This window comes from Parabacteroides sp. AF17-3 (assembly GCF_003635445.1).
Lineage (GTDB): Bacteria > Bacteroidota > Bacteroidia > Bacteroidales > Tannerellaceae > Parabacteroides > Parabacteroides goldsteinii.
In genome coordinates this window covers 809-21,139 of the sequence record NZ_QTMM01000022.1, presented here as the reverse complement: position 1 = coordinate 21,139, position 20,331 = coordinate 809, and the positions used below count along the sequence as shown (strand labels likewise).

General features: G+C 36.7%; 16 protein-coding genes and 1 pseudogene. All 17 read left to right on the top strand.

Annotated elements, in window-relative coordinates; all coding sequences use genetic code 11:
- The first annotated feature begins 473 nt into the window (after window positions 1-473).
- Window positions 474-1,571, top strand: a complete 1,098-nt coding sequence (locus DWW91_RS23930) for an MraY family glycosyltransferase (protein WP_046147307.1) — start codon at window positions 474-476, stop codon at window positions 1,569-1,571.
- A 75-nt stretch (window positions 1,572-1,646) separates the two neighbouring features.
- Window positions 1,647-2,801: pseudogene (locus DWW91_RS23925) on the top strand (AAA family ATPase); the annotation flags it as partial.
- 90 nt (window positions 2,802-2,891) lie between these two features.
- Entirely contained in the window at window positions 2,892-3,125 is a 234-nt protein-coding gene (locus tag DWW91_RS23920) for a hypothetical protein (protein ID WP_122329134.1), read from the top strand.
- A gap of 370 nt (window positions 3,126-3,495) precedes the next feature.
- Window positions 3,496-4,812, top strand: a complete 1,317-nt coding sequence (locus tag DWW91_RS23915) for a UDP-glucose/GDP-mannose dehydrogenase family protein (RefSeq protein WP_122329133.1) — start codon at window positions 3,496-3,498, stop codon at window positions 4,810-4,812.
- Window positions 4,809-5,798: a UDP-glucuronic acid decarboxylase family protein gene (locus DWW91_RS23910; RefSeq protein ID WP_122329132.1), complete on the top strand. Its 990-nt coding sequence runs from the start codon at window positions 4,809-4,811 to the stop codon at window positions 5,796-5,798. Before DWW91_RS23915 ends, DWW91_RS23910 begins: the two co-directional genes overlap by 4 nt.
- A gap of 280 nt (window positions 5,799-6,078) precedes the next feature.
- Window positions 6,079-7,377: a lipopolysaccharide biosynthesis protein gene (locus DWW91_RS23905; RefSeq protein ID WP_044214370.1), complete on the top strand. Its 1,299-nt coding sequence runs from the start codon at window positions 6,079-6,081 to the stop codon at window positions 7,375-7,377.
- Window positions 7,355-8,488, top strand: a complete 1,134-nt coding sequence (locus DWW91_RS23900) for a glycosyltransferase family 4 protein (protein WP_122329131.1) — start codon at window positions 7,355-7,357, stop codon at window positions 8,486-8,488. The genes DWW91_RS23905 and DWW91_RS23900 overlap by 23 nt, the downstream gene beginning before the upstream one ends.
- Before the next feature lie 3 nt (window positions 8,489-8,491).
- Window positions 8,492-9,565, top strand: coding sequence for a glycosyltransferase family A protein (locus tag DWW91_RS23895; protein WP_122329130.1), 1,074 nt, complete (start codon window positions 8,492-8,494; stop codon window positions 9,563-9,565).
- Complete coding sequence (locus tag DWW91_RS23890) at window positions 9,562-10,704, top strand: O-antigen ligase family protein (RefSeq protein WP_010802843.1); 1,143 nt, start codon at window positions 9,562-9,564, stop codon at window positions 10,702-10,704. Before DWW91_RS23895 ends, DWW91_RS23890 begins: the two co-directional genes overlap by 4 nt.
- A gap of 40 nt (window positions 10,705-10,744) precedes the next feature.
- Entirely contained in the window at window positions 10,745-11,779 is a 1,035-nt protein-coding gene (locus DWW91_RS23885; RefSeq protein WP_122329129.1) for a glycosyltransferase family 4 protein, read from the top strand.
- 1 nt (window position 11,780) lies between these two features.
- Window positions 11,781-12,668: an FkbM family methyltransferase gene (locus DWW91_RS23880; protein WP_010802845.1), complete on the top strand. Its 888-nt coding sequence runs from the start codon at window positions 11,781-11,783 to the stop codon at window positions 12,666-12,668.
- Window positions 12,669-12,679: 11 nt separating this feature from the next.
- A complete protein-coding gene (locus tag DWW91_RS23875) occupies window positions 12,680-14,026 on the top strand; it encodes a phenylacetate--CoA ligase family protein (protein WP_010802846.1) in 1,347 nt (448 codons plus the stop codon).
- Complete coding sequence (locus tag DWW91_RS23870; RefSeq protein WP_233584567.1) at window positions 14,026-14,517, top strand: glycosyltransferase; 492 nt, start codon at window positions 14,026-14,028, stop codon at window positions 14,515-14,517. Before DWW91_RS23875 ends, DWW91_RS23870 begins: the two co-directional genes overlap by 1 nt.
- A 70-nt stretch (window positions 14,518-14,587) precedes the next feature.
- Window positions 14,588-16,048, top strand: a complete 1,461-nt coding sequence (locus DWW91_RS23865) for a capsule assembly Wzi family protein (RefSeq protein ID WP_122329128.1) — start codon at window positions 14,588-14,590, stop codon at window positions 16,046-16,048.
- The gene (locus tag DWW91_RS23860) at window positions 16,045-16,446 is read left to right on the top strand and encodes a lipocalin-like domain-containing protein (RefSeq protein ID WP_010803317.1); all 402 of its coding nucleotides are present in this window, start codon (window positions 16,045-16,047) and stop codon (window positions 16,444-16,446) included. Before DWW91_RS23865 ends, DWW91_RS23860 begins: the two co-directional genes overlap by 4 nt.
- 147 nt (window positions 16,447-16,593) lie before the next feature.
- Entirely contained in the window at window positions 16,594-18,990 is a 2,397-nt protein-coding gene (locus tag DWW91_RS23855) for an SLBB domain-containing protein (RefSeq protein WP_122329127.1), read from the top strand.
- Between the two features lie 35 nt (window positions 18,991-19,025).
- Window positions 19,026-20,132, top strand: coding sequence for a Wzz/FepE/Etk N-terminal domain-containing protein (locus tag DWW91_RS23850; protein ID WP_122329126.1), 1,107 nt, complete (start codon window positions 19,026-19,028; stop codon window positions 20,130-20,132).
- Window positions 20,133-20,331 lie beyond the last annotated feature (199 nt).

Here is a 20,331-nt window from a genome sequence, read left to right as displayed (position 1 = left end):
CCTCTCTTTTTGAAGTTTGCCATCATCGGAACGTCCACTCTCCTTATGAAAATAAACCTATTTCTGGAAATCTCATCTTTTTAATTACTTATAAAAAACAGTGTATTATTGCCTTACTTATTGTATGGAATTAATGTTTTAGGTTTTGACTGAAAAATGACTTTATTCATATAAAGAATATGGCTTGAAGTGTGTGTTAATATGCAGTATACTAGATTTTTATATGTAATAGGTACTGACTAGAAAAAACGATCGTTTTTTTTAGTCAGCGCAAAAGTAAGCAAAAAAAATATATAACAAACAAAGAAATTCAATTATTATTTGAAATTCAATACTTCAACATTTTTTTAATCATAGTAAAATCGGACAATATGATGACTAGAAAAAACGATCGTTTTAGCTAGTCATCCTGTTCGTGAGTACACTTTATGTGACTGACGAACCTTGTCATATCAAAAAACTAGTATTAATTAATGGCTTATTTATTGACAACCCTGTCTTTAGTCTTATCTATATTGCTCTCAGCCCTGATAATTCCGCGTATCCTGGTTGTCGCTTATCGAAAAAAACTATTTGATATACCTAATGAACGAAAAGTTCACGACGGAATAATTCCCCGTTTAGGTGGTATTTCATTTGTTCCTACAATCCTGTTTTCACTCTCTTTTGTGACCGGATTACGTTACCTGATCGGCTTCGAAATAGCCGAAAACAGGCTCCATTTTATCATTCCCGAATTTTTCTTCTTGATCTGTGGTCTCACGTTATTGTATTTATCCGGTATAAAAGACGATCTGGTCGGACTACGTTATCGGACAAAATTCTTTATACAAATCCTAGCCGCCTCCATGTTCCCTCTGGCGGGATTATGGATCAATAACTTATACGGGTTGGCAGGTATTCACGAATTGAGTCCGTATATAGGAATTCCTCTTACGATATTAATGACAGTCTTTATCATCAACGCCATCAACCTGATTGACGGTATCGATGGCCTGGCCTCCGGGTTAAGTATTATTGCCCTAAGTGTTTTAGGAAGTTTATATCTTTATTATAGCCAGTGGGTATATGCCATGTTTGCTTTTTCGGCATTGGGCACATTACTCCCATTTTTCTATTATAACGTCTTTGGGAAGGCGGACCGTTGTACGAAGATCTTTATGGGCGATACCGGTAGTTTGACATTAGGTTATATGCTGGCATTTCTTACGATCTCTTATGCAACAGTCAATCCGCAGATACATCCTTATTTCGAAGGAGCGATCATTGTCGCTTTTGCCCCGTTGATAGTACCGGCTTTCGATGTTTTCCGCGTCATGTTGATTCGTGCCCGAAATCATAAACCATTGTTTATTGCCGACCGGAATCATATTCATCATAAATGCCTGGATGCAGGTCTGACATGTAAAAAAGCAGTGGTATGCATCTTAGGACTGGCTTGTGTCTTATGTGTTTTGAATATGGCACTGATTAATACGATCAATAACAATCTGATTCTTTTTCTGGATATTCTGTTATGGTCTGTATTGATAGGCTGGTTGAATAAATCAATAAAACGTTTTAACTATTAACTTTTCAGGTTTCCGCTTTATTCGGATAAATGTTTATCTTTGTTCAACACTTGATAAAGATTAAAATAGCGTATGATGACGAATCGTAAATTACCAATAGGAATACAAAGTTTCGAGAAGATTCGGAATGGAAACTATTTGTATGTCGATAAGACCGAACTGGTTTATCGTTTGGCAGTAAGTGAGATCCCTTATTTCCTCAGTCGTCCTCGTCGTTTCGGAAAAAGTTTGTTGATTTCTACTTTGGACGCTTATTTTCAAGGACGAAAAGAACTTTTTCAAGGGTTAGCCATTGAAAAATTGGAACACGATTGGTTTACTTATCCGGTGTTGCATCTTGATTTGAATGCCCGTAAATATGAAACGGAAGCGGATCTGGAAGCTATTTTAAATCAATATTTAGAGATGTGGGAAGCTGTTTACGGGGATGAAATGAAATTACGTGCTCCGGAAGAACGTTTCTTTTATGTTATCCGTCGTGCTTGGGAGCAAACCGGTCGTCAGGTGGTTGTATTGATCGACGAATACGATAAACCCCTTTTGCAGGCTATTAATAATGAACCTCTGCTGGATGCCTATCGGCGTACAATGAAAGCGTTTTACGGTGTACTGAAAAGTACGGATCGTTATCTGCGTTTTGTTTTCCTGACAGGTGTCACTAAATTTGCACAAGTCAGTGTTTTCAGCGATTTGAACCAGCTCAATGACATAAGCCTTGATTACAATTATGCTACTCTTTGTGGTATAACGCATAAGGAGTTGGCCGAAAACTTTCATCCGGAATTGGAACAACTAGGTCAAATGCAGTCTCTTTCATTAGATGAAACATTTGAAACAATGGTTAAACAATACGATGGATACCATTTCCATCCGAACCGTGAAGGAGTATTCAATCCTTTTAGTACTTTAAATGCATTAGAAAAAAGAGAATTTGGCGATTATTGGTTCCAGACAGGAACTCCCACCTTTTTAGTAGAATTATTGAAAAAAAGCGAATACGATCTTCGCCTTCTGATCGATGGTGTAGAGACACAGGCATCGGCTTTTACCGAATACCGTGCCGAGCAGAATAATCCGATCCCGTTAATCTATCAAAGCGGATATCTGACCATCAAAGAATACGATGCCCGTTTCAAACTCTATAAACTTGAATTTCCCAATGAAGAGGTGCGTTATGGATTCCTGAACTTTATCACAAAGGTCGGTGTTTCGTTTAATAAAGAAGAACGGAATGTCGGAGAGTGGGGTGTTGTGAATAAAGAGGTGATATTTTGATTTTAATGGTTTATTTATATAGCTTTGTAAAAAATCAATAACGAAATGGCAAAACAATCGCATCCATATAAATCAAAAGAAAATATTCACTCTTCGAAGTTGGAGGAACCTTCTGCTGCTTATGTTTCTGCTGACTTGCGGGGCACTTATCTGGATATTGTTTCTGAAGATATGTTTAGAAGTGCCATATCCAAAGCTGTTTCTGATTTCGATAAAAGATTGGTCATATCCCATAACCAGATAGATGAATTAGTGAAGGCTCGAATGGGATGGAAATAGTTTGGTCATCTTTTGCTACCGAAGGACTTTTCTCTATATTAGAATATGTAGAGACTGATTTTGGAAGCCGTGTATCCTAACGTGTATATACTGATATAATGGGATATATTGAAACCTTAACTAAGTTTCCTAACTTGGGTATTCATGATGATATATTTTCTACTGAAACTTTAGAGGTTCGTTATCTGATTTGTAAGCAAAATATAATTTATTATTTGATCTATAAGGAGACAATATACCTTTTGTCGATAGCAAACTCCAACCAGTCCTCTGACCGTATACGTAAAGTGATAGCAGACTATTTACGATTATATAAATAAGTTTTCCAAGGAATATCAATGCCTGATATTCCCTTTGTAATCAAACAATAATGAATATAGCAATTGTAGGAACAGGCTATGTAGGCCTGGTCACGGGAACCTGCTTCTCAGAAATGGGAGTAGATGTCACCTGTGTGGACATAAATGAAGCAAAGATAAAAGCTTTGCAGGGAGGTGTAATGCCTATCTATGAACCCGGTTTGGAAAGCCTGGTCCTGAAGAATGTGGAAGCCGGTCGTTTACATTTTACGACTGATCTGACCGCTTGCCTGGATAATGTATCTATTGTTTTCAGTGCTGTCGGAACTCCTCCGGATGAAGATGGAAGTGCCGATCTGAGATATGTCCTGGATGTAGCGCGTACTGTAGGGCGTTCTATTAATAAATATACGCTACTTGTAACAAAGAGCACTGTTCCGGTCGGAACGGCTCAGAAAGTAAAAGCTGTCATTCAGGAAGAACTGGATAAGCGTGGAGTTACTATTCCCTTTGACGTGGCATCCAATCCTGAGTTTCTGAAAGAAGGAGCAGCCATCAAGGATTTTATGGCACCTGACCGGGTAGTTGTTGGTATTGAAAGCGACCATGCCCGTAAACTGATGGAACGTTTATACAGACCTTTTGTATTGAATGGTTATCCTATTTTATTCATGGATATTCCTTCAGCGGAGATGACGAAATATGCAGCGAATGCTATGCTGGCTACCCGTATCAGCTTTATGAATGATATCGCTAACCTGTGTGAAAGGGTTGGTGCTGATGTGGAATGTGTCCGTAAAGGCATTGGAAGTGATACCCGGATCGGAAAACATTTTTTGTATGCCGGCTGTGGTTATGGTGGCAGTTGTTTTCCGAAAGATGTGAAAGCATTGCTACATACCGGAAAAGAGAATGGTTATACGATGCGTGTTATAGAAGCTGTAGAAGAAGTGAATGAAACTCAGAAAAGCATTGTTTTTGAAAAAGTAAATAAACTCTTCAATAATGACCTGAAAGGCAAGATCGTTGCTATTTGGGGATTGGCATTTAAACCGGATACGGATGATATGCGTGAAGCTCCGGCATTAGTGGTTATTGATGAACTGATAAAAGCCGGAGCGATAGTAAAGGTATACGATCCAATTGCCATGGATGAATGTAAATGTCGAATAGGAAATCAGGTGGAATATGCCAAAGATATGTATGATGTAGTAGTTGATGCAGATGCATTATTGCTTATTACTGAATGGAAACAGTTTCGTTTACCAAGTTGGAAATGTATAAAGAGATTGATGCGAGGAAATATTATGATTGATGGGCGAAATATTTATGATATGAAAGAAATAGAAGAGGAATATTTTGTCTATTCGAGAATCGGACGGAAATGAAACGAATATTAGTAACGGGCGGAGCCGGTTTTATCGGTTCCCATCTATGTGAACGTTTGGTGGAAAAAGGTAACGATGTGATTTGCCTGGATAATTATTTTACCGGCAGTAAGGATAACATTCGCCACCTGTTGCAGTATGATAATTTTGAGTTGGTTCGTCACGATGTAACATCCCCCTATTATGCCGAGGTCGATGAGATCTATAACTTGGCATGTCCAGCATCACCTCCCCATTATCAGTATAATGCAATTAAGACAATGAAAACCTCCGTTTACGGAGCAATGAATATGTTGGGATTGGCTAAACGAACGAAAGCAAAGATTCTCCAGGCATCGACCAGTGAAGTGTATGGCGATCCGGCTATTCATCCACAGGTTGAATCTTATTGGGGAAATGTGAACCCGATCGGTATCCGCAGTTGTTACGATGAGGGTAAACGCGCAGCCGAGACACTATTTATGGATTATCATCGACAGAATGGTGTACGGATTAAAATCATTCGGATATTTAATACATATGGCCCAAATATGAATCCGAATGATGGACGGGTTGTCTCTAATTTCATCATGCAAGCATTGCATGGAGTGGACATAACAATCTATGGAGATGGCCTTCAAACCCGTAGTTTTCAGTATGTGGATGATTTGATAGAAGGGATGATTCGCATGATGGCTACCGGAAATGATTTTATAGGCCCGGTAAATCTGGGAAATCCTGGAGAGTTTACAATGTTGGAACTGGCAGAAAAAGTGATTGAATTAACAAATTCAAAATCAAAGATTGTTTATTGCCCTCTACCTGGTGATGATCCGAAACAACGGAAGCCGGATATAGCATTGGCTAAAGAGAAATTGGATTGGCAGCCTACAATACGATTGGAGGAAGGGCTAAGGAGGACGATTGGGTATTTTGTGGGAAAAAAGTTTACGTTAAAAGGAAAAATGAATATTCCTAAATATGGATACCTATTGGAATATTCTTAAAAATTTGAGTTCGGATATGAAGTCAGAGCTAATATCCCGGCTTTCAAAATCATTGCTAAGCAAACAAGTTTTGTAAATATAGGAACTTCTATAAAAATTAATTTTGCTTTAAATCTGGTTAATACATTGCAGGTTTAATTTATATATTCTATCCACTGAATGAATACCTATTTGGATATTGTGTATGTTGATATGTGCGTAAATGCCATAACTAAAGTAGTTTCAGATTTTGAGGTTTGAATTCTGTATTGTTGTGGATTAGATGAAATAAATGAATTAGATGATGAACGTTCTGATAATAAAGAATTTATTTGCTAATGTTTATGGTGTAGTTGTTAATCTCGTATTTCAAATATTATTGGTACCATTATATATTAATTATTGGGGGAAATCTTTATACAGTGATTGGATTGTGATAACATCGTTAACAGCTTTCTTTTCGATAACAAATATTGGATTGAGTACTGTTACACAAAATGTATATTCAATTGAATACCTAAATAATAATATAAAGAAGTGTAATTCACTTATAGTTAATAATGTTTTGTTAGTTTCTCTTGTATTTATATTTTCATTGATTATAAGTGTTATTGTGTTATCAATTATTGATTTACCAATACTGTTGCATTTGTCGGAAATGAATAGATCTTTGGCTAATTTTATATTTGTTTCATTTTTGATATATGTCTATATATCAATGTATGGAGCTATTTTAGATTCTTTATTTCGTGCTAAATCAAAATATCATATAGCTACATTTATATCAATTACTTCCAGATTGATTGAAGTTTTGATAATTATTTTTTGCGTTAGCTGTAATGTGTCAATCTATTTTATGGTTTCATTGTATTTATTGCCAGGGTTATTTCTTTTGTTGTATAAATATAAATTGGCAAAGAGTTTTATTCAATTCTCTATTAATAAGAAATATTATGATTGGTCTTTGTTTAAACAATTAATAATTCCTTCTGTTTCGTTTATGTCTATTCCGGTTAGTTATTCAGTTTTAATACAAGGTTCTAATTTAATTGTAAATTATTTTTTTGGACCTAATGCTGTAATACTTTATACAACAACACGGACTTTGTCTAATTTTATAGCAACTCTTTTGAAGACAATTAAACATGCTATATGGCCTGAATTTACGATCGCTTTTGGTCGAGGGGATAGTAAGGAAATGAATAAATTATATAAAACATCAGCTGTCATATCAACATTTTTTGCCATATTAGTTAGTATTGTTTTGTTTTTTTACGGTGATTGGATATATTCTATGTGGTTACATAATAGCGTTGTATTTGATGCATCGTTAATGCTTTCATTTGTATTAATCATAATTGTTCATTCTTTGTGGGAGTCAGGAAGTGTTGTTTTGGAATCTACAAATAATCATGTTGTATTAGGATTATTATTTGTTAGTTTATCTATAGTAACACAATTACTTGCATATATAGTTTTGACTAAATATAAGTATATTGATATATTACCTTATAGTCAATTATTGATGGAGATAATAATATTATATTATGTAATAGGGAAAATAAAGAAAGTGATTTATGGAAAAGAATATAAAAATTAATGTTGTATCTTTTGGGAGAAGATGGTTATTGGATGTTGCTAGAGAGTTAGAAAAGCAAGGATATGAAGTTGCTTTTTATACTGCAGTCCCATATAAGCGAATGAAGAAGTTTGGATTAAAAAAAGAATCTAGTAAGTCAATATTTTGGATAATGACCCCTTTTATTTTGTTAAGTAAAATGTTTCCTGTATTTGGAATGAAAGTAATGAATTCTGTTTTTGATTACTTTGTATCTTTATATATGCGTAATAGTGATATTTATATTTCAGATGTTAATATTCATAAGAAGAGATGTTTTCGTGTTGCGAAAAAGAAATCTAAATTTAGATTATTAGAATCAGGTTATACTCATATATTAAATCAAAAAAAACTATTAGAGAATTATCTAATCTCGAAGAAAATGCCAAATGATAAAAGATATTGTATTAAAAAATCAGATTTAGAAGATGAATTGAATCAATATAAAGAATGTGATTATATATTAGTTCCTTCAAAGATTGTTAAACAAACATATCTAGAAAATAATTATCCTTTCAATAAATTGTTCTATAATCCTTATGGTGTTGATTTATCAAAATTCTATCCTTTGAAATTTTCAAAAAAAGAATTTGATATAATAATGACGGGTAGCTGGTGCTATAGAAAAGGATGTGATCTTATACAACAATTATGCTTAAAACAAAACTATTCATTTTTGCATATAGGAAAAATTATGGATATGCAATTTCCTGAAAGTGCAAATATGAAGCATATTGAAGCTGTAGATCAAAATACTTTAATAAAGTACTATGCTAAAGCAAAAATATTCGTTCTACCTTCTCGAGAAGAAGGTTTAGCTTTAGTTCAACCTCAGGCTATTGCATGTGGATTACCTGTTGTGTGTTCTAAATTTACAGGAGGGAAGGATATTGGAGAAGTAACAGATTTAAAGGAATGGATATTTGAGATGAAAGATTTTTCGTTAGCAGCTTTAGAAGAAGAAGTATCAAAAGCTTTAATATTTTGTTCATTAAATAAAGTGTTTAATAGAGATCAATTAGATAATATTTCTTGGGAAGCATATGGTAGAAGATACTCAACGTTTATTGAACATCTATTTAAGAATTGTTAAATTATGAAAAAACCTTTGATTTCTGTTATTGTTCCTATTTATAATGTTGAATTATATTTGGAAAGATGTATTATAAGTATTATTACTCAAACAATTCATGATATTGAAATAATTTTGATAGATGATGGATCTACAGATAAATCAAGTGTGATAGCTGATAGATATGCATTAAAAGATGATAGAATATTAGTTGTTCACAAACCCAATGGAGGATTGAGTGATACTAGAAATGCAGGAATAAAATTAGCAAAAGGAGAGTATTTGTCATTTATTGATTCTGACGATTGGATTGAGTCCACAATGTTGGAAAGCATGTATGAGAAAGCTTGTTTGTACAATGCCGATATAGTAGTTTGTGGTGTTTGTACAGAATTTGTAAATGAAAATCGTATTGCTGAATATAAATCAATTGATAGATTATATGTTGAAAATGATAATATAGGAGAATTGTTTTGGAAATTGTCCAAAAAGAATATTTCTAATTATATGTGGAATAAAATATATAAATCGTCTTTGCTGTCCAATAATTCATTGTGCGTTGAAAATTTAGTACCTATGGAAGATTTGTTTTTTAATCTTAAAGCTTTCAAATGTGCAAAATCAATATATGTGTCTAGTGGCTTGTTTTATCATTATATGCGCCGTGACAGTTTTACTCTTTTATCTTCTTATTATTCTAGACTTGGATGTGTATATGATAGGATGATAAATTCCTGGAATATGTTTTTTGATTATTTTAATCTTAAAGGTCGATTATATGACGAATACATTTTAAGGTTAAGAAGCTTAAGAGGGCTTGCAATAACACTAAATATTTATAAACAAAATTCTCCTTATTTGAATGATAAACAAAATAGATTGCTTATTATCAATAAAGAAATATATGGAGGTGAATTTTCTATTTCAAATACGATTAAATCGAAGAGTTTTATTGAGTCTATTTATTTGTATTCTGTAAGAAATTTTTCACCATATATGTTTGATATTGTGTTTATGAATTTGTTTAGATTGAGATATTCTTTTAGATTATTGTATTACAAAATACGCTCTAATTTAATAAAATATATGATATTATGATGATACGATTAATAGTATCTATTATAACTATAATTGTTTTTTCAAGGAATATATTTATTGAGATTGAATTTCCTGTTTATTTATATTATTCATACTTTTTATTTGTATTTATTATATCTATATTGAAAGGTGGTATAAAAATAGATAGAACAATGCTATATTTTATCTTTTGGGCAATAGTTTCATTAGTGCTAAATAACGTTTCTCCTATGTTTAAAGCAGAAGAACGTTTGTTAAGTTTTGTTGTTGTGGTATCTTCGATTTCTCCCTTCTTAAATTCCTCTTTTTTATATAGTTATAAATTTCGTTTAATCAATCTTATGAATTTAGTAATTGTATATGTGGTAGTCATATCGTTTATTGGATATTTATTGTCTATTTCTAGTTTTACTGGTAGAAGTGGATTTAATGGATTGGTTAATCATTCTTTATTACTGGGCTATATGTCTGGTGTGTCTACAATAATCTGTTTTGTTAATTACTTGTTTTCAAAACAAAAGATAGATAAAATTAAATATCTATTCCTAATATTAATTAGTCTTTTAGTTTGTCTGATTAGTGCATCAAGAACTGCATTTGTTTCTATTATAATTTCTTTGTTTCTTATGATTTATGTTCATTACAAGAATAAAGTTATGTCTATATTTAAGGATTTGTATGTTTTTATTATAATTATATTTATATCTACTCCTTTGTGGATTAAATTTTCTCAGAATATATTGGAAAAACATATAGCTCGTTCAGAGGGAGGTAGTGCATTAAGTGGTAGAGATATTATGTGGTTGGATAGATTGGCAGACTTCCAAGAGAGCCCTTTTTATGGTGTTGGATTTGCTTCTATGAGCAATATGTTTTATAGTAAATTTTCAGATGATGGAGTGGTAGAACCCGGATCTTCATGGCTTTTTGTATTATCAACGATGGGTATTGTGGGACTTGTACTGTTTTCAATTATGATCTTTAAACCTATATGGTATGTACTTCATACTTCTTCCAATGGAGCGTTAAATTTGTTTGTATTAGGAATATTGTCTTATTGTGCATTGCATATGGGGACTGAAGGCTATGTTTTATCTTCTGGGGCCTTTTGCTTTGTTTATCTTTGGTTATGTATTGGGATTTCAAAATATGTGAAATAAATAATTAAAAATCATGTAGTTTAAATTGAATGACAATTGAATGAAAACAACCTTAATACTCTATTCCGCATTCATGCCTTACAATCTTATTGTAGTAAAGGAACTAATACAGATGGGTTGTACTGTCCATATAGTCAGATGGACGAAATGTAATACCCCCTATGTTCCTTCCGAATTACCGAATGTGAATTATTATGATCGTAATACATTTGCAAATGTACATTCTTTACTTCACAAAGTGCGAGAAATAAAGCCTGATTTGATTTGGGTTTCGGGTTGGATTGATAAATTATATTGCAGAGTAGTCGGTTTATATCGAAAGGAACATGATATACCGGTTGTCGTAGGGAGCGATACCCAGTGGCGGGGGGGAAAGCAATGGTTGAATGTTTTCTTTTCTCCTTTTAGACATAGGCGTTGGTTTAGCCATATTTTTGTGTCCGGTATTTGGCAGTATGAATATGCTCGTAAATTAGGATTTGATACTAATCATATTCTTATGCATAATTTATCGGCTGATGTATCAACATTTATGTCTGTTGATATTAACTTAAAGCAATATCATTATCCTCATAAACTTTTATTTATCGGACGTTTTGTTGACGTTAAAGGTTTATCTTTTCTTCTTGATGCGTGGAAATCTATTCCGGATAGAAAAGGTTGGACGCTTACTTTAGTAGGGAACGGCCCATTACGTGATACCTTGAATGGTTTTCCGGATGTGGAGATCAAAGATTTTATGTCACAAGAACAATTAGCGACCGAAATGCAAAACTCCGGAGCTTTTATCCTTCCTTCTATCTTCGAGCCATGGGCTTTGGTCCTGCATGAAGCTGCTGCGGGCGGATTACCTATTCTTGCTTCCAATTGTTGTGGGGCAGTTCCTTATTTTGTATTGGATAATTATAACGGGCGTTTGTTTACTCCGGGAAATATCTCATCCATTCGTGAGGCGATTCAATTATTGATTACTACCTCCGACGAAGATTTGATACGCATGTCATACAAAAGTCGTGAATTATCCAGACGCATTAATCCAGAGATTGTAGCACAAACATTATTAAGCGTAATATAATATGAATAGACTCCTTACTGTAATCCGTTGGATTATTCGACAACCTCTGAACAGAGGTAATAAGCAAAAAGCCCTAAAACGCTTTTTGCAATGGCAGCTAAATGTCCGTATAAATCCCTATCCAATAATTTTACCTTGGGTAAATGGGGTGAAGTTGATCGTAAAACGAGGAATGACTGGGGCTACCGGAAATTTGTATGCCGGTCTGCATGATTTTGAAGATATGTCATTCCTTTTGCATTTGTTGCGTGATGAAGATATGTTTATGGATATCGGCTCTAATATCGGTAGTTATACGATTCTTGCTTCAGGAGCGATCAGGTGTCGTAGTATTGCGATAGAACCGATTCCATCTACCTACGAACATTTGAAGAATAATATAGCTGTCAATCGGATGGAAGATCGCGTAGAAGCTCTTAATATAGGTCTGGGAAGTAAACATTCAACGTTATTATTTACTAATACTCAGGATACAGTAAATCATGTAGCAGTTGATGGAGAAAAAGATACAACCGAGGTTTCTGTACAGACGTTAGATGGAATCCTGAAAAGTTGTACTTGTCCTTTATTGATTAAAATAGATGTGGAAGGATTTGAAACAGAGGTTTTGCTTGGTGGTAAGAATACGTTGAATAATCCGGATTTGAAAGCAGTCATTATAGAATTGAACGGATCGGGTGCACGATATGGCTACAAAGATGCAGACATACATGCTATGTTTATAACAGCAGGTTTTCGTCCTTATGCGTATGAGCCGTTCACTCGCCAATTGACAGAACTAAATGCATATTCGGACGAAAGTAATACGATTTATATTCGGGATGTGGATTTTGTAAAGAATAGAATAAGGGTATCTGATGCATTTAAGGTTTTAGGTTTGGAAATATAAATATCATACTTATGGAAGATGCATTATTTTGGTTAAAGAACAATCTGTTTAGAAAAGCTGCAATGCGACAATATAAGAGAGCTATATTGTCGGATATATTATCTGATGAAGAATTGAACAATATCAATTGGATGAAGAGAAAGGCTATTGTAATGCATGCTTATAACCATTCCCTTTTCTATAAACACTTTTATGATGATCATCACTTTAATCCATCCATGTTACAAAAAGAGGCTGATTGGGATATAGTTCCAATATTGGAAAAGAAAGATGTTAGGACATTTCGTGAAGAGATAAAAGATAGTAGTATTTCCCAAAAACAAGTTGGAATTGCAACCACAGGAGGATCTACAGGAATGCCTTTGAAAGTCTATATAGACAAACGTTTTCATTTTGAAATATTGGGTTGGCGTGCTTTTCGTTGGTGGGGAGTTTCTCCAGCTGATCATGTTGGAATTATACATCGTTCCGTGCCATCCACTTTTTTAAGCAAATTGATAAATCGCTGTATGTGGTGGCCTACTCGCAGGGCATATTTAAATGCTTCTTCCATGATGGAAGAAGATATTAGAGTATTTGTGGATACTCTAATATCACAGCATACTAAATGGATTGTGGGATATGTTGGAGGTATAGAAAAAGTGGCCGATTATATTCTTGCAAATAACATTCAAATAAATTCTGTTCGTATGGTTTGGTCTACATCTGCTCCTTTATTAGATTTTGTCCGTAAAAAAATAGAGAAGGCCTTTCAGTGTAAAGTAATGGATCAATATGGGTGTAATGAAGTAGCAAACATAGCGATTCAATGTCCATTATGTAATGGTCTTCATATTAATTCCGACTTTATCCATGTTGACATAGTGGACCAAGAGGATAGACTTTTGGAAGCAGGCAAATATGGTGAAATTTTAGTTACAAATCTAGAAAGTAGAGCTTTTCCGTTAATAAAATATAGATTAGGGGATAAGAGTAAATATATGTTGGAAAAATGTTCTTGTGGATTACCTTATCCTTTATTGGAATTAATAACAGGCAGGACTTCTGATTCTGTATGGACTCCCTCAGGTATTATTCTTGAAAGCATTTATCTTACCTCGATTTTTGATGATTATACTGACTATGTGCAAAATTTCAGAATTTTGCAAAAATCAGATTACTCTGTAATAATTGATATTGTTATTGATAAGGAACAACAATCTGAAATTGAGAATGTAATCCAAACAATTAAGAATATATTATTGTCGAAATCTAAAAATGAAATACCAATTATTATAAAGTGCGTTGATAAAATAGAAGATGATCGAGGTAAAAACAGATATATAATTAGTAAAGTAGCCTTGAATTTGAATAAATAATGAAGATCCTACACTCAATCCCATCCATGGGCGTATTATTCGGTGGTCCGGCTTTAAGCACATTGTTGTCTGTGCAAGGAGAAAGGTCAGTTGGGCTTTCTTCTGTTGTTTTGACATACGATGTAGATAAAAGAAAGGACCGTTTGATAGATTCTTCTTCGTTTATCTACTTGGTTGCACGTCCTAAAGAGAGGCGGTTTGCCTATTCATCCTCTTTTCGTAAGGCATTGGAAGATGAATCGGCTGATTTGTATCATATTCAAGGGATATGGCAATATCCGTCTGTCTGTACGGCTTCGTGGGCAAGAAAAGAAAATAAACCCTATGTGATTACTTTGCGGGGCATGCTGTATCCGCAGTGTTTTGAGAAGTCTGCATGGATAAAGAAATTATCGTTGTGGTTATACTTGAAATCTGATCTGCAAAGGGCATTGACCGGTTGTACCTGTCTCCCCTCTCAAGAGGGGAATTGGTTACTCCCATCACTATAAACTGATAGCTCAATTATTCCTAAATTGGCATATTGCCACATTGGCTCATTCTTTTCTAAAATCGGAACAAATGAAATTAATATCAAACTTACTTCTTTGGGGAGGTATTTTAGTGCTTCCCCTAAACTCTTATGCTCAGTTTACCAAAGGACTGAGTTATCAGGCAGAAACCGGTGTCAGCTTCAGCGGAGGGGAACATACTCCTTTCTGGTTGATAGCAAATAAACAGGGACTGTCCTCTATCGAAAAGAATAACGGTTATCTGCGTGCCGGTGTTTTTCGGGAGTTGGAAAACGATACGCCTTTCTCGTATGCTTTCGGGGCGGATCTAGCTGTAGCCTATAATTTTACTTCGACTTTCGTGGTGCAGCAATTGTATGCGGATCTGAAATACCGTTGCCTGGGTTTGAGCATCGGAAGTAAGGAGCGGCATAGCGAGTTCAATAATCCGTTACTGAGTAGCGGTGGACTGACATTCTCCGGAAATGCGCGTCCGGTTCCACAGGTTCGTATCGGTATTCCTGAATATACGCTTGTTCCGGGTACAAAAGGCTGGCTGGCTTTCAAAGGACATATCGCTTATGGTATGTTTACGGATGACGGCTGGCAAAAAGACTTTGTGGCTCCGGAAGGTAAACATACGGAACATGTGCTTTATCATTCCAAGGATTTATATGTGAAGATCGGTAACCGGGAAAAATTTCCGTTGATTTTTGAAGGAGGGCTTGAAATGGCTGCACAGTTCGGAGGAAATGCGTTTAGAGGAAGTGAAAAGATCGATATGCCGAATGGGATAAAAGATTTCTTTAAAGTGTTTATTCCAAGCGGAGGGAGTAGTGATACGCCGATGGGGGAACAAACTAATATTTATGGTAATCATTTAGGAAGTTGGAATTTTTCACTGACGTGGTATGCTTTTAAAGATTGGACAATCCGTCCCTATTACGAACATTATTTCGAAGACCATTCGCAGATGTTCGGAGAATATGGTTGGAAGGATTGCCTGGCTGGAGTGGAAATAACGTTTCCGAAGAATCCCGTGATCAGTGGTTTCGTTTACGAATATATATCAACGAAAGACCAAACGGGTCCTGTCTATTGGGATCATACACCGGAAATACCGGAACAGGTAAGTGGTGCGGATAATTATTATAATCATGGTATTTATACCGGTTGGCAGCATTGGGGACTGGGGATCGGAAACCCACTCGTCATGTCTCCGATTTATAATACAGATGGTGATATTAGTTTTAAAAGTTCACGTATGCAAGGACATCATTTCGGGATCATGGGAACCCCTTGTGCCGATTTGCAATATCGTGTCCTTTTATCAGTAACCCGTAATTGGGGTACTTATGGCATACCATTCTATGAGATCAAAAAGAATGGCAATGCGTTAGTAGAATTAACCTATACCCCCCATCAGTTAAAAGGCTGGGACTTTACAGCATCGCTGGGTGTTGACAGAGGCGGGATGTTGGGTAAAAGTGTTGGTGGCATGTTAACAATCAGAAAAACGGGATGGATATGATGACTTTAATAAATACGAAGAAAAGATATATAGTGGCGGTGTTGCTGGCCCTGATAGTCAGTGCCTGTGGGAAAATGCCGATCAATGGAGACCTGGATGGTCGCTGGCAGATCATGAAAATAGAATATGCGTCCGGCGTGGAAGAGGCTCCGGAACGGGCTTATTACAGCGTGGCTTTGCATACAATCAACTTGATGAAGGTTGATGTAACCAGTCAGACCGGCAATATGGAATATACCGGAGATTCACTTTTTGTGGTTATGCCGGTCAGCAAAGTTGAAGATTTGTTACCATTTGGCATGAACGGGACGGAGCAACGCTTCGGCGTCAAAGAATTAACATCAAAGTATCTAGTATTACAATCGGATTATGCCCGATTGGAGTTCAGGAAGTTTTGATTCAGAAATTATCAGAATTGAACTATCCGATTATTGACCGGTTGTACCCAGCTCCCCTCTCAAGAGGGGAGCTGGGTACAACCGTCACTATAAACAGATAACTCAATTATTTTCTAAAACCGAAATAACAACAAAACAAATAACAATATGAATATCGTAATCAGAAATGTATTATTGGGGGGATTACTGTGGTTGGCGGTTCCATTGTCGGCGCAGGTATCCCAGGATTTGATCGACAAGGCAAAAGCTGCCGGTATGACGGATGAACAGATCCGTCGGGAGATGAATAAACGGATGGGGCAATCCGGTACGGAACAGGCTACACGTACAGCCTCGGATGCGGAGGTTACAGATCGTACGGTTGCTATTCCGGATGGAAAGGTGATACCTCCTTTGGATGCTCAGCGGGAAGCCAATCGTCCGGCGGGAGATTTAAGTGGTACGGTGTTCGGTCGTGAAATATTCTCGAACAAGAATCTGTCCTTTGAACCTAATCTGAATGTTCCGACTCCTAAAGGATATGTTTTATCTGCTGGAGACGAATTGCTGATTAATGTATGGGGAGATTCTGAACTGAATCTGAAACTGAAGGTTTCTCCCGAAGGAACAATTCTTATCCCTAATCTAGGTCCGGTCTCTGTCAGCGGACTGACTATCGAAACAGCTGAAAACCGTATCCGACAGGAATTAGGACGGATCATGTCTACTTTGTCAGGAGATACGGATGGGGCTAATACGTTCGTATCAGTTAGTCTGAGCCAGATACGTAGTATCAAAGTGAACATAGTAGGTGAAGTCGTTGCTCCGGGAACCTATACGCTTCCATCGTTTGCTACTTTGTTTAATGCGTTGTATGCAGCAGGCGGTGTAAATGAGATCGGTTCGCTTCGTGGAATAAAAGTCTATCGTAACAGTAAGGAAGTCGCTAAACTGGATGTATATGATTATCTCCTGAATGGCAAATACAATACGAATATCCGTCTGGAAGAGAATGATATGGTGATCGTTTCTCCTTACGACCAACTGGCTGTGGTTCGTGGGAAAGTAAAACGTAACCGTATTTTTGAGTTGAAAAAGGGGGAAACGCTGAAACAACTTTTAAATATGGCCGGAGGTTTTACCGGGGATGCTTACAGGAAAGATGTCCGTGTCAAGCGAAAAGCCGGAAGCCGTTATCAGATAGCTACTGTTACGGAAGATAAATATCCTACTTTTGCGATGATGGACGGTGATTCTTTGTTGGTGGATTCAGTGATTCCTTTCTACGAAAACCGTCTGACAGTGACAGGTGCAGTCTGGCGTCCGGGAGAATATGAGTTGAATGGTACTGTTCATACGGTCCGTCAACTGGTTGATCAGGCAGCGGGTTTGAAAGGAGATGAGTTTACCGGTCGTGCCCAGATCACCCGTTTGAATCCGGATTTCACAACAACAGTTATAGCCGTAGACATTCGTGGCATTCTCAGTGGCACATCTCCGGATATAGAACTTAAACCGGAAGACCAACTGAACATTCCATCCCTGTTTGACCTTCGTGAACCTTATACGATCAAAATAAGCGGGGCGGTGAATTACATTGATACGGTTCTTCCTTACCGGAACAACTTAACCGTTGAAGATGCCATTATGATGGCGGGCGGATTAAAAGAATCGGCGGCAACGGTCAATGTGGAAGTAGCCCGAAGGATTAAGGATACAAAGACTTACGAAAACACTAACCGTACAGCCGAAGTATTCAATTTCGCATTGAACGATAATTTAGGTTTGATATCTACGGATGGAAAGAAAAGCGATACGGTCTTTACATTGGAACCGTTTGATGAAGTGTATGTGCGTTTCTCACCGGGTTATCAGGAACAACAGGTGGTAAAGGTAAATGGTGAAATCACTTTCTCCGGTGATTACGTACTGGCAGAAAAGAACTCCCGTCTGAGTGATATCATCACTAAAGCCGGAGGAATAACTCCTGATGCCTATGTAAAAGGAGCAAGTCTGAAACGCCAGTTGACAGAAGATGAAATGCGCCGCCTGGAAACTCTGCTGCAACTGAGTTCCAATAAACAGAGCCGTGATTCGGTTGCCTTATCACTGGAAAACATCAAAGACTACTCGGTGGGTATCGACCTGGAAAAGGCTCTAGCAAATCCGGGAAGTGCGCACGATGTGGTATTGCGTGACGGGGATGCGCTTTACATTCCTCAGTTGCAAAGTACAGTTAAGATAAACGGCGCCGTAACTTATCCAAACAGCGTGACCTATACAAATGGGATGTCCGTGGGAGATTGTTTGTCACAAGCTGGAGGCTATAACGATATTGCCCGTAAATATCCGATCGTAATCTATATGAACGGTAAAGTTGCAACAACGAAGAAATGCTTTATCTTCTTCAAACGTTATCCGAAGGTAGAACCCGGATGCGAAATCGTGGTTCCGACCAAGACACAGCGCGATCGTAAGACCAGTTTAGCGGAGGTACTGAGTATAGCCAGTTCAACCACTTCGATGGCAGCCATGGTCACTTCTATCATTAATACAATGAAATAATTTTCAATCTTCAATTTTCAATTAACAAAGTGGATATGAATCAAATGAATACCCCTGAGGCAGACAATATGCAGGAGATAGACTTGGTAGAATTGGCTAAACGTTTATGGAGTGAACGCAAGTTTTTGTTCAAATGTTGTGGAGTGGCGATAGTTGTAGGATTGGTGGTCGCTTTCAGCATACCAAAAGAATATAGTACAACCGTAAAACTGGCACCCGAAACGTCTGATCCATCCAAAAAGATGGGGAATTTGGGAGGATTGGCTGCTATGGCAGGGATTAATCTGAACAGCTCTTCGGGAGCGGATGCTATTTCTCCGGATTTGTATCCGGATGTGGTGCAGAGTATTCCTTTTCTGTTGGAGTTGTTTCCGGTACAGGTTGAGAGTGAAAAAGGGGATTACTCATCGACATTGTATGCATATATGAATGAGGATCAGAAAAGTGCGTGGTGGAGTTATGTAGTACAGGCTCCATTCAAACTGTTGGGTGTTGTGAAAGATTTATTCTCAAAGGAAGAGGAAAAGAACAGTATGGAGTTATCCTCTTTTCATCTAACAAAAGAGCAGTCTGATGTGATAGAGGATTTGCAGGAGCGCATTTCTGCCTCTGTAGATAAAAAGACATTGGTGATCACTGTCTCTGTTCAGATGCAGGACCCGTTGATCTCTGCGAATATCACTCAAATTGTATTGGAAAAACTTCAGGGATACATCACAAATTACCGTACCCAGAAGGTAAAGCAAGACCTTGAATTCACAGAGAAAGTATTCCGCGAAGCCCGTGAGTCCTACTATAAGGCACAACGTGCCTATGCGGCCTTTGAAGATGCCAACAAGAATATCATTTCAGCCAGCTATCGTACGGAACAGGAGCGTTTGAAAAATGAAATGACATTAACCTTCAATGTTTACAATACGCTGGCCCAGAAGTTGGAACAGGATAAACTCCGTGTACAGGAACAGACACCGGTGTATACAATAATACAACCTGCCACTGTCCCTTTAAAAGCATCTTCTCCCAAGAAACCACTGATCCTGATCGGATTTGTATTCCTTGCCATATTTGGCGGAATCGGTTATCTGTTTATCAAAGACCTTTTCAACCCCAAAGAGGAAACTGAGGTTTTAGATATTGAATAATTAGTTGGGGTATTTGTATAGAGTTCAGTTTTTATCAGATATGAACTATCTTGTCCCCGTGCTTGACACGGGGCCGCAGAAGAACCAGCAGTATCAAAAGATACATATAGGATACGGTCTGTGCCTTTGCGATCCCGTGTCAAGCACGGGAACGGGATAGCTCAATTATTCCTAGTATTGACATATTTTCTGAATGTCA

What these genes read in the sequence shown, in the direction of transcription:
- DWW91_RS23890 (WP_010802843.1), top strand. Translation starts at nt 9,562, where the DNA reads ATGATGATACGATTAATAGTATCTATTATAACTATAATTGTTTTTTCA.
- DWW91_RS23905 (WP_044214370.1), top strand. Translation starts at nt 6,079, where the DNA reads ATGATGAACGTTCTGATAATAAAGAATTTATTTGCTAATGTTTATGGT.
- DWW91_RS23870 (WP_233584567.1), top strand. Translation starts at nt 14,026, where the DNA reads ATGAAGATCCTACACTCAATCCCATCCATGGGCGTATTATTCGGTGGT.
- DWW91_RS23920 (WP_122329134.1), top strand. Translation starts at nt 2,892, where the DNA reads ATGGCAAAACAATCGCATCCATATAAATCAAAAGAAAATATTCACTCT.
- DWW91_RS23885 (WP_122329129.1), top strand. Translation starts at nt 10,745, where the DNA reads ATGAAAACAACCTTAATACTCTATTCCGCATTCATGCCTTACAATCTT.
- DWW91_RS23865 (WP_122329128.1), top strand. Translation starts at nt 14,588, where the DNA reads ATGAAATTAATATCAAACTTACTTCTTTGGGGAGGTATTTTAGTGCTT.
- DWW91_RS23880 (WP_010802845.1), top strand. Translation starts at nt 11,781, where the DNA reads ATGAATAGACTCCTTACTGTAATCCGTTGGATTATTCGACAACCTCTG.
- DWW91_RS23910 (WP_122329132.1), top strand. Translation starts at nt 4,809, where the DNA reads ATGAAACGAATATTAGTAACGGGCGGAGCCGGTTTTATCGGTTCCCAT.
- DWW91_RS23875 (WP_010802846.1), top strand. Translation starts at nt 12,680, where the DNA reads ATGGAAGATGCATTATTTTGGTTAAAGAACAATCTGTTTAGAAAAGCT.
- DWW91_RS23850 (WP_122329126.1), top strand. Translation starts at nt 19,026, where the DNA reads ATGAATCAAATGAATACCCCTGAGGCAGACAATATGCAGGAGATAGAC.
- DWW91_RS23855 (WP_122329127.1), top strand. Translation starts at nt 16,594, where the DNA reads ATGAATATCGTAATCAGAAATGTATTATTGGGGGGATTACTGTGGTTG.
- DWW91_RS23895 (WP_122329130.1), top strand. Translation starts at nt 8,492, where the DNA reads ATGAAAAAACCTTTGATTTCTGTTATTGTTCCTATTTATAATGTTGAA.
- DWW91_RS23860 (WP_010803317.1), top strand. Translation starts at nt 16,045, where the DNA reads ATGATGACTTTAATAAATACGAAGAAAAGATATATAGTGGCGGTGTTG.
- DWW91_RS23900 (WP_122329131.1), top strand. Translation starts at nt 7,355, where the DNA reads ATGGAAAAGAATATAAAAATTAATGTTGTATCTTTTGGGAGAAGATGG.
- DWW91_RS23930 (WP_046147307.1), top strand. Translation starts at nt 474, where the DNA reads ATGGCTTATTTATTGACAACCCTGTCTTTAGTCTTATCTATATTGCTC.
- DWW91_RS23915 (WP_122329133.1), top strand. Translation starts at nt 3,496, where the DNA reads ATGAATATAGCAATTGTAGGAACAGGCTATGTAGGCCTGGTCACGGGA.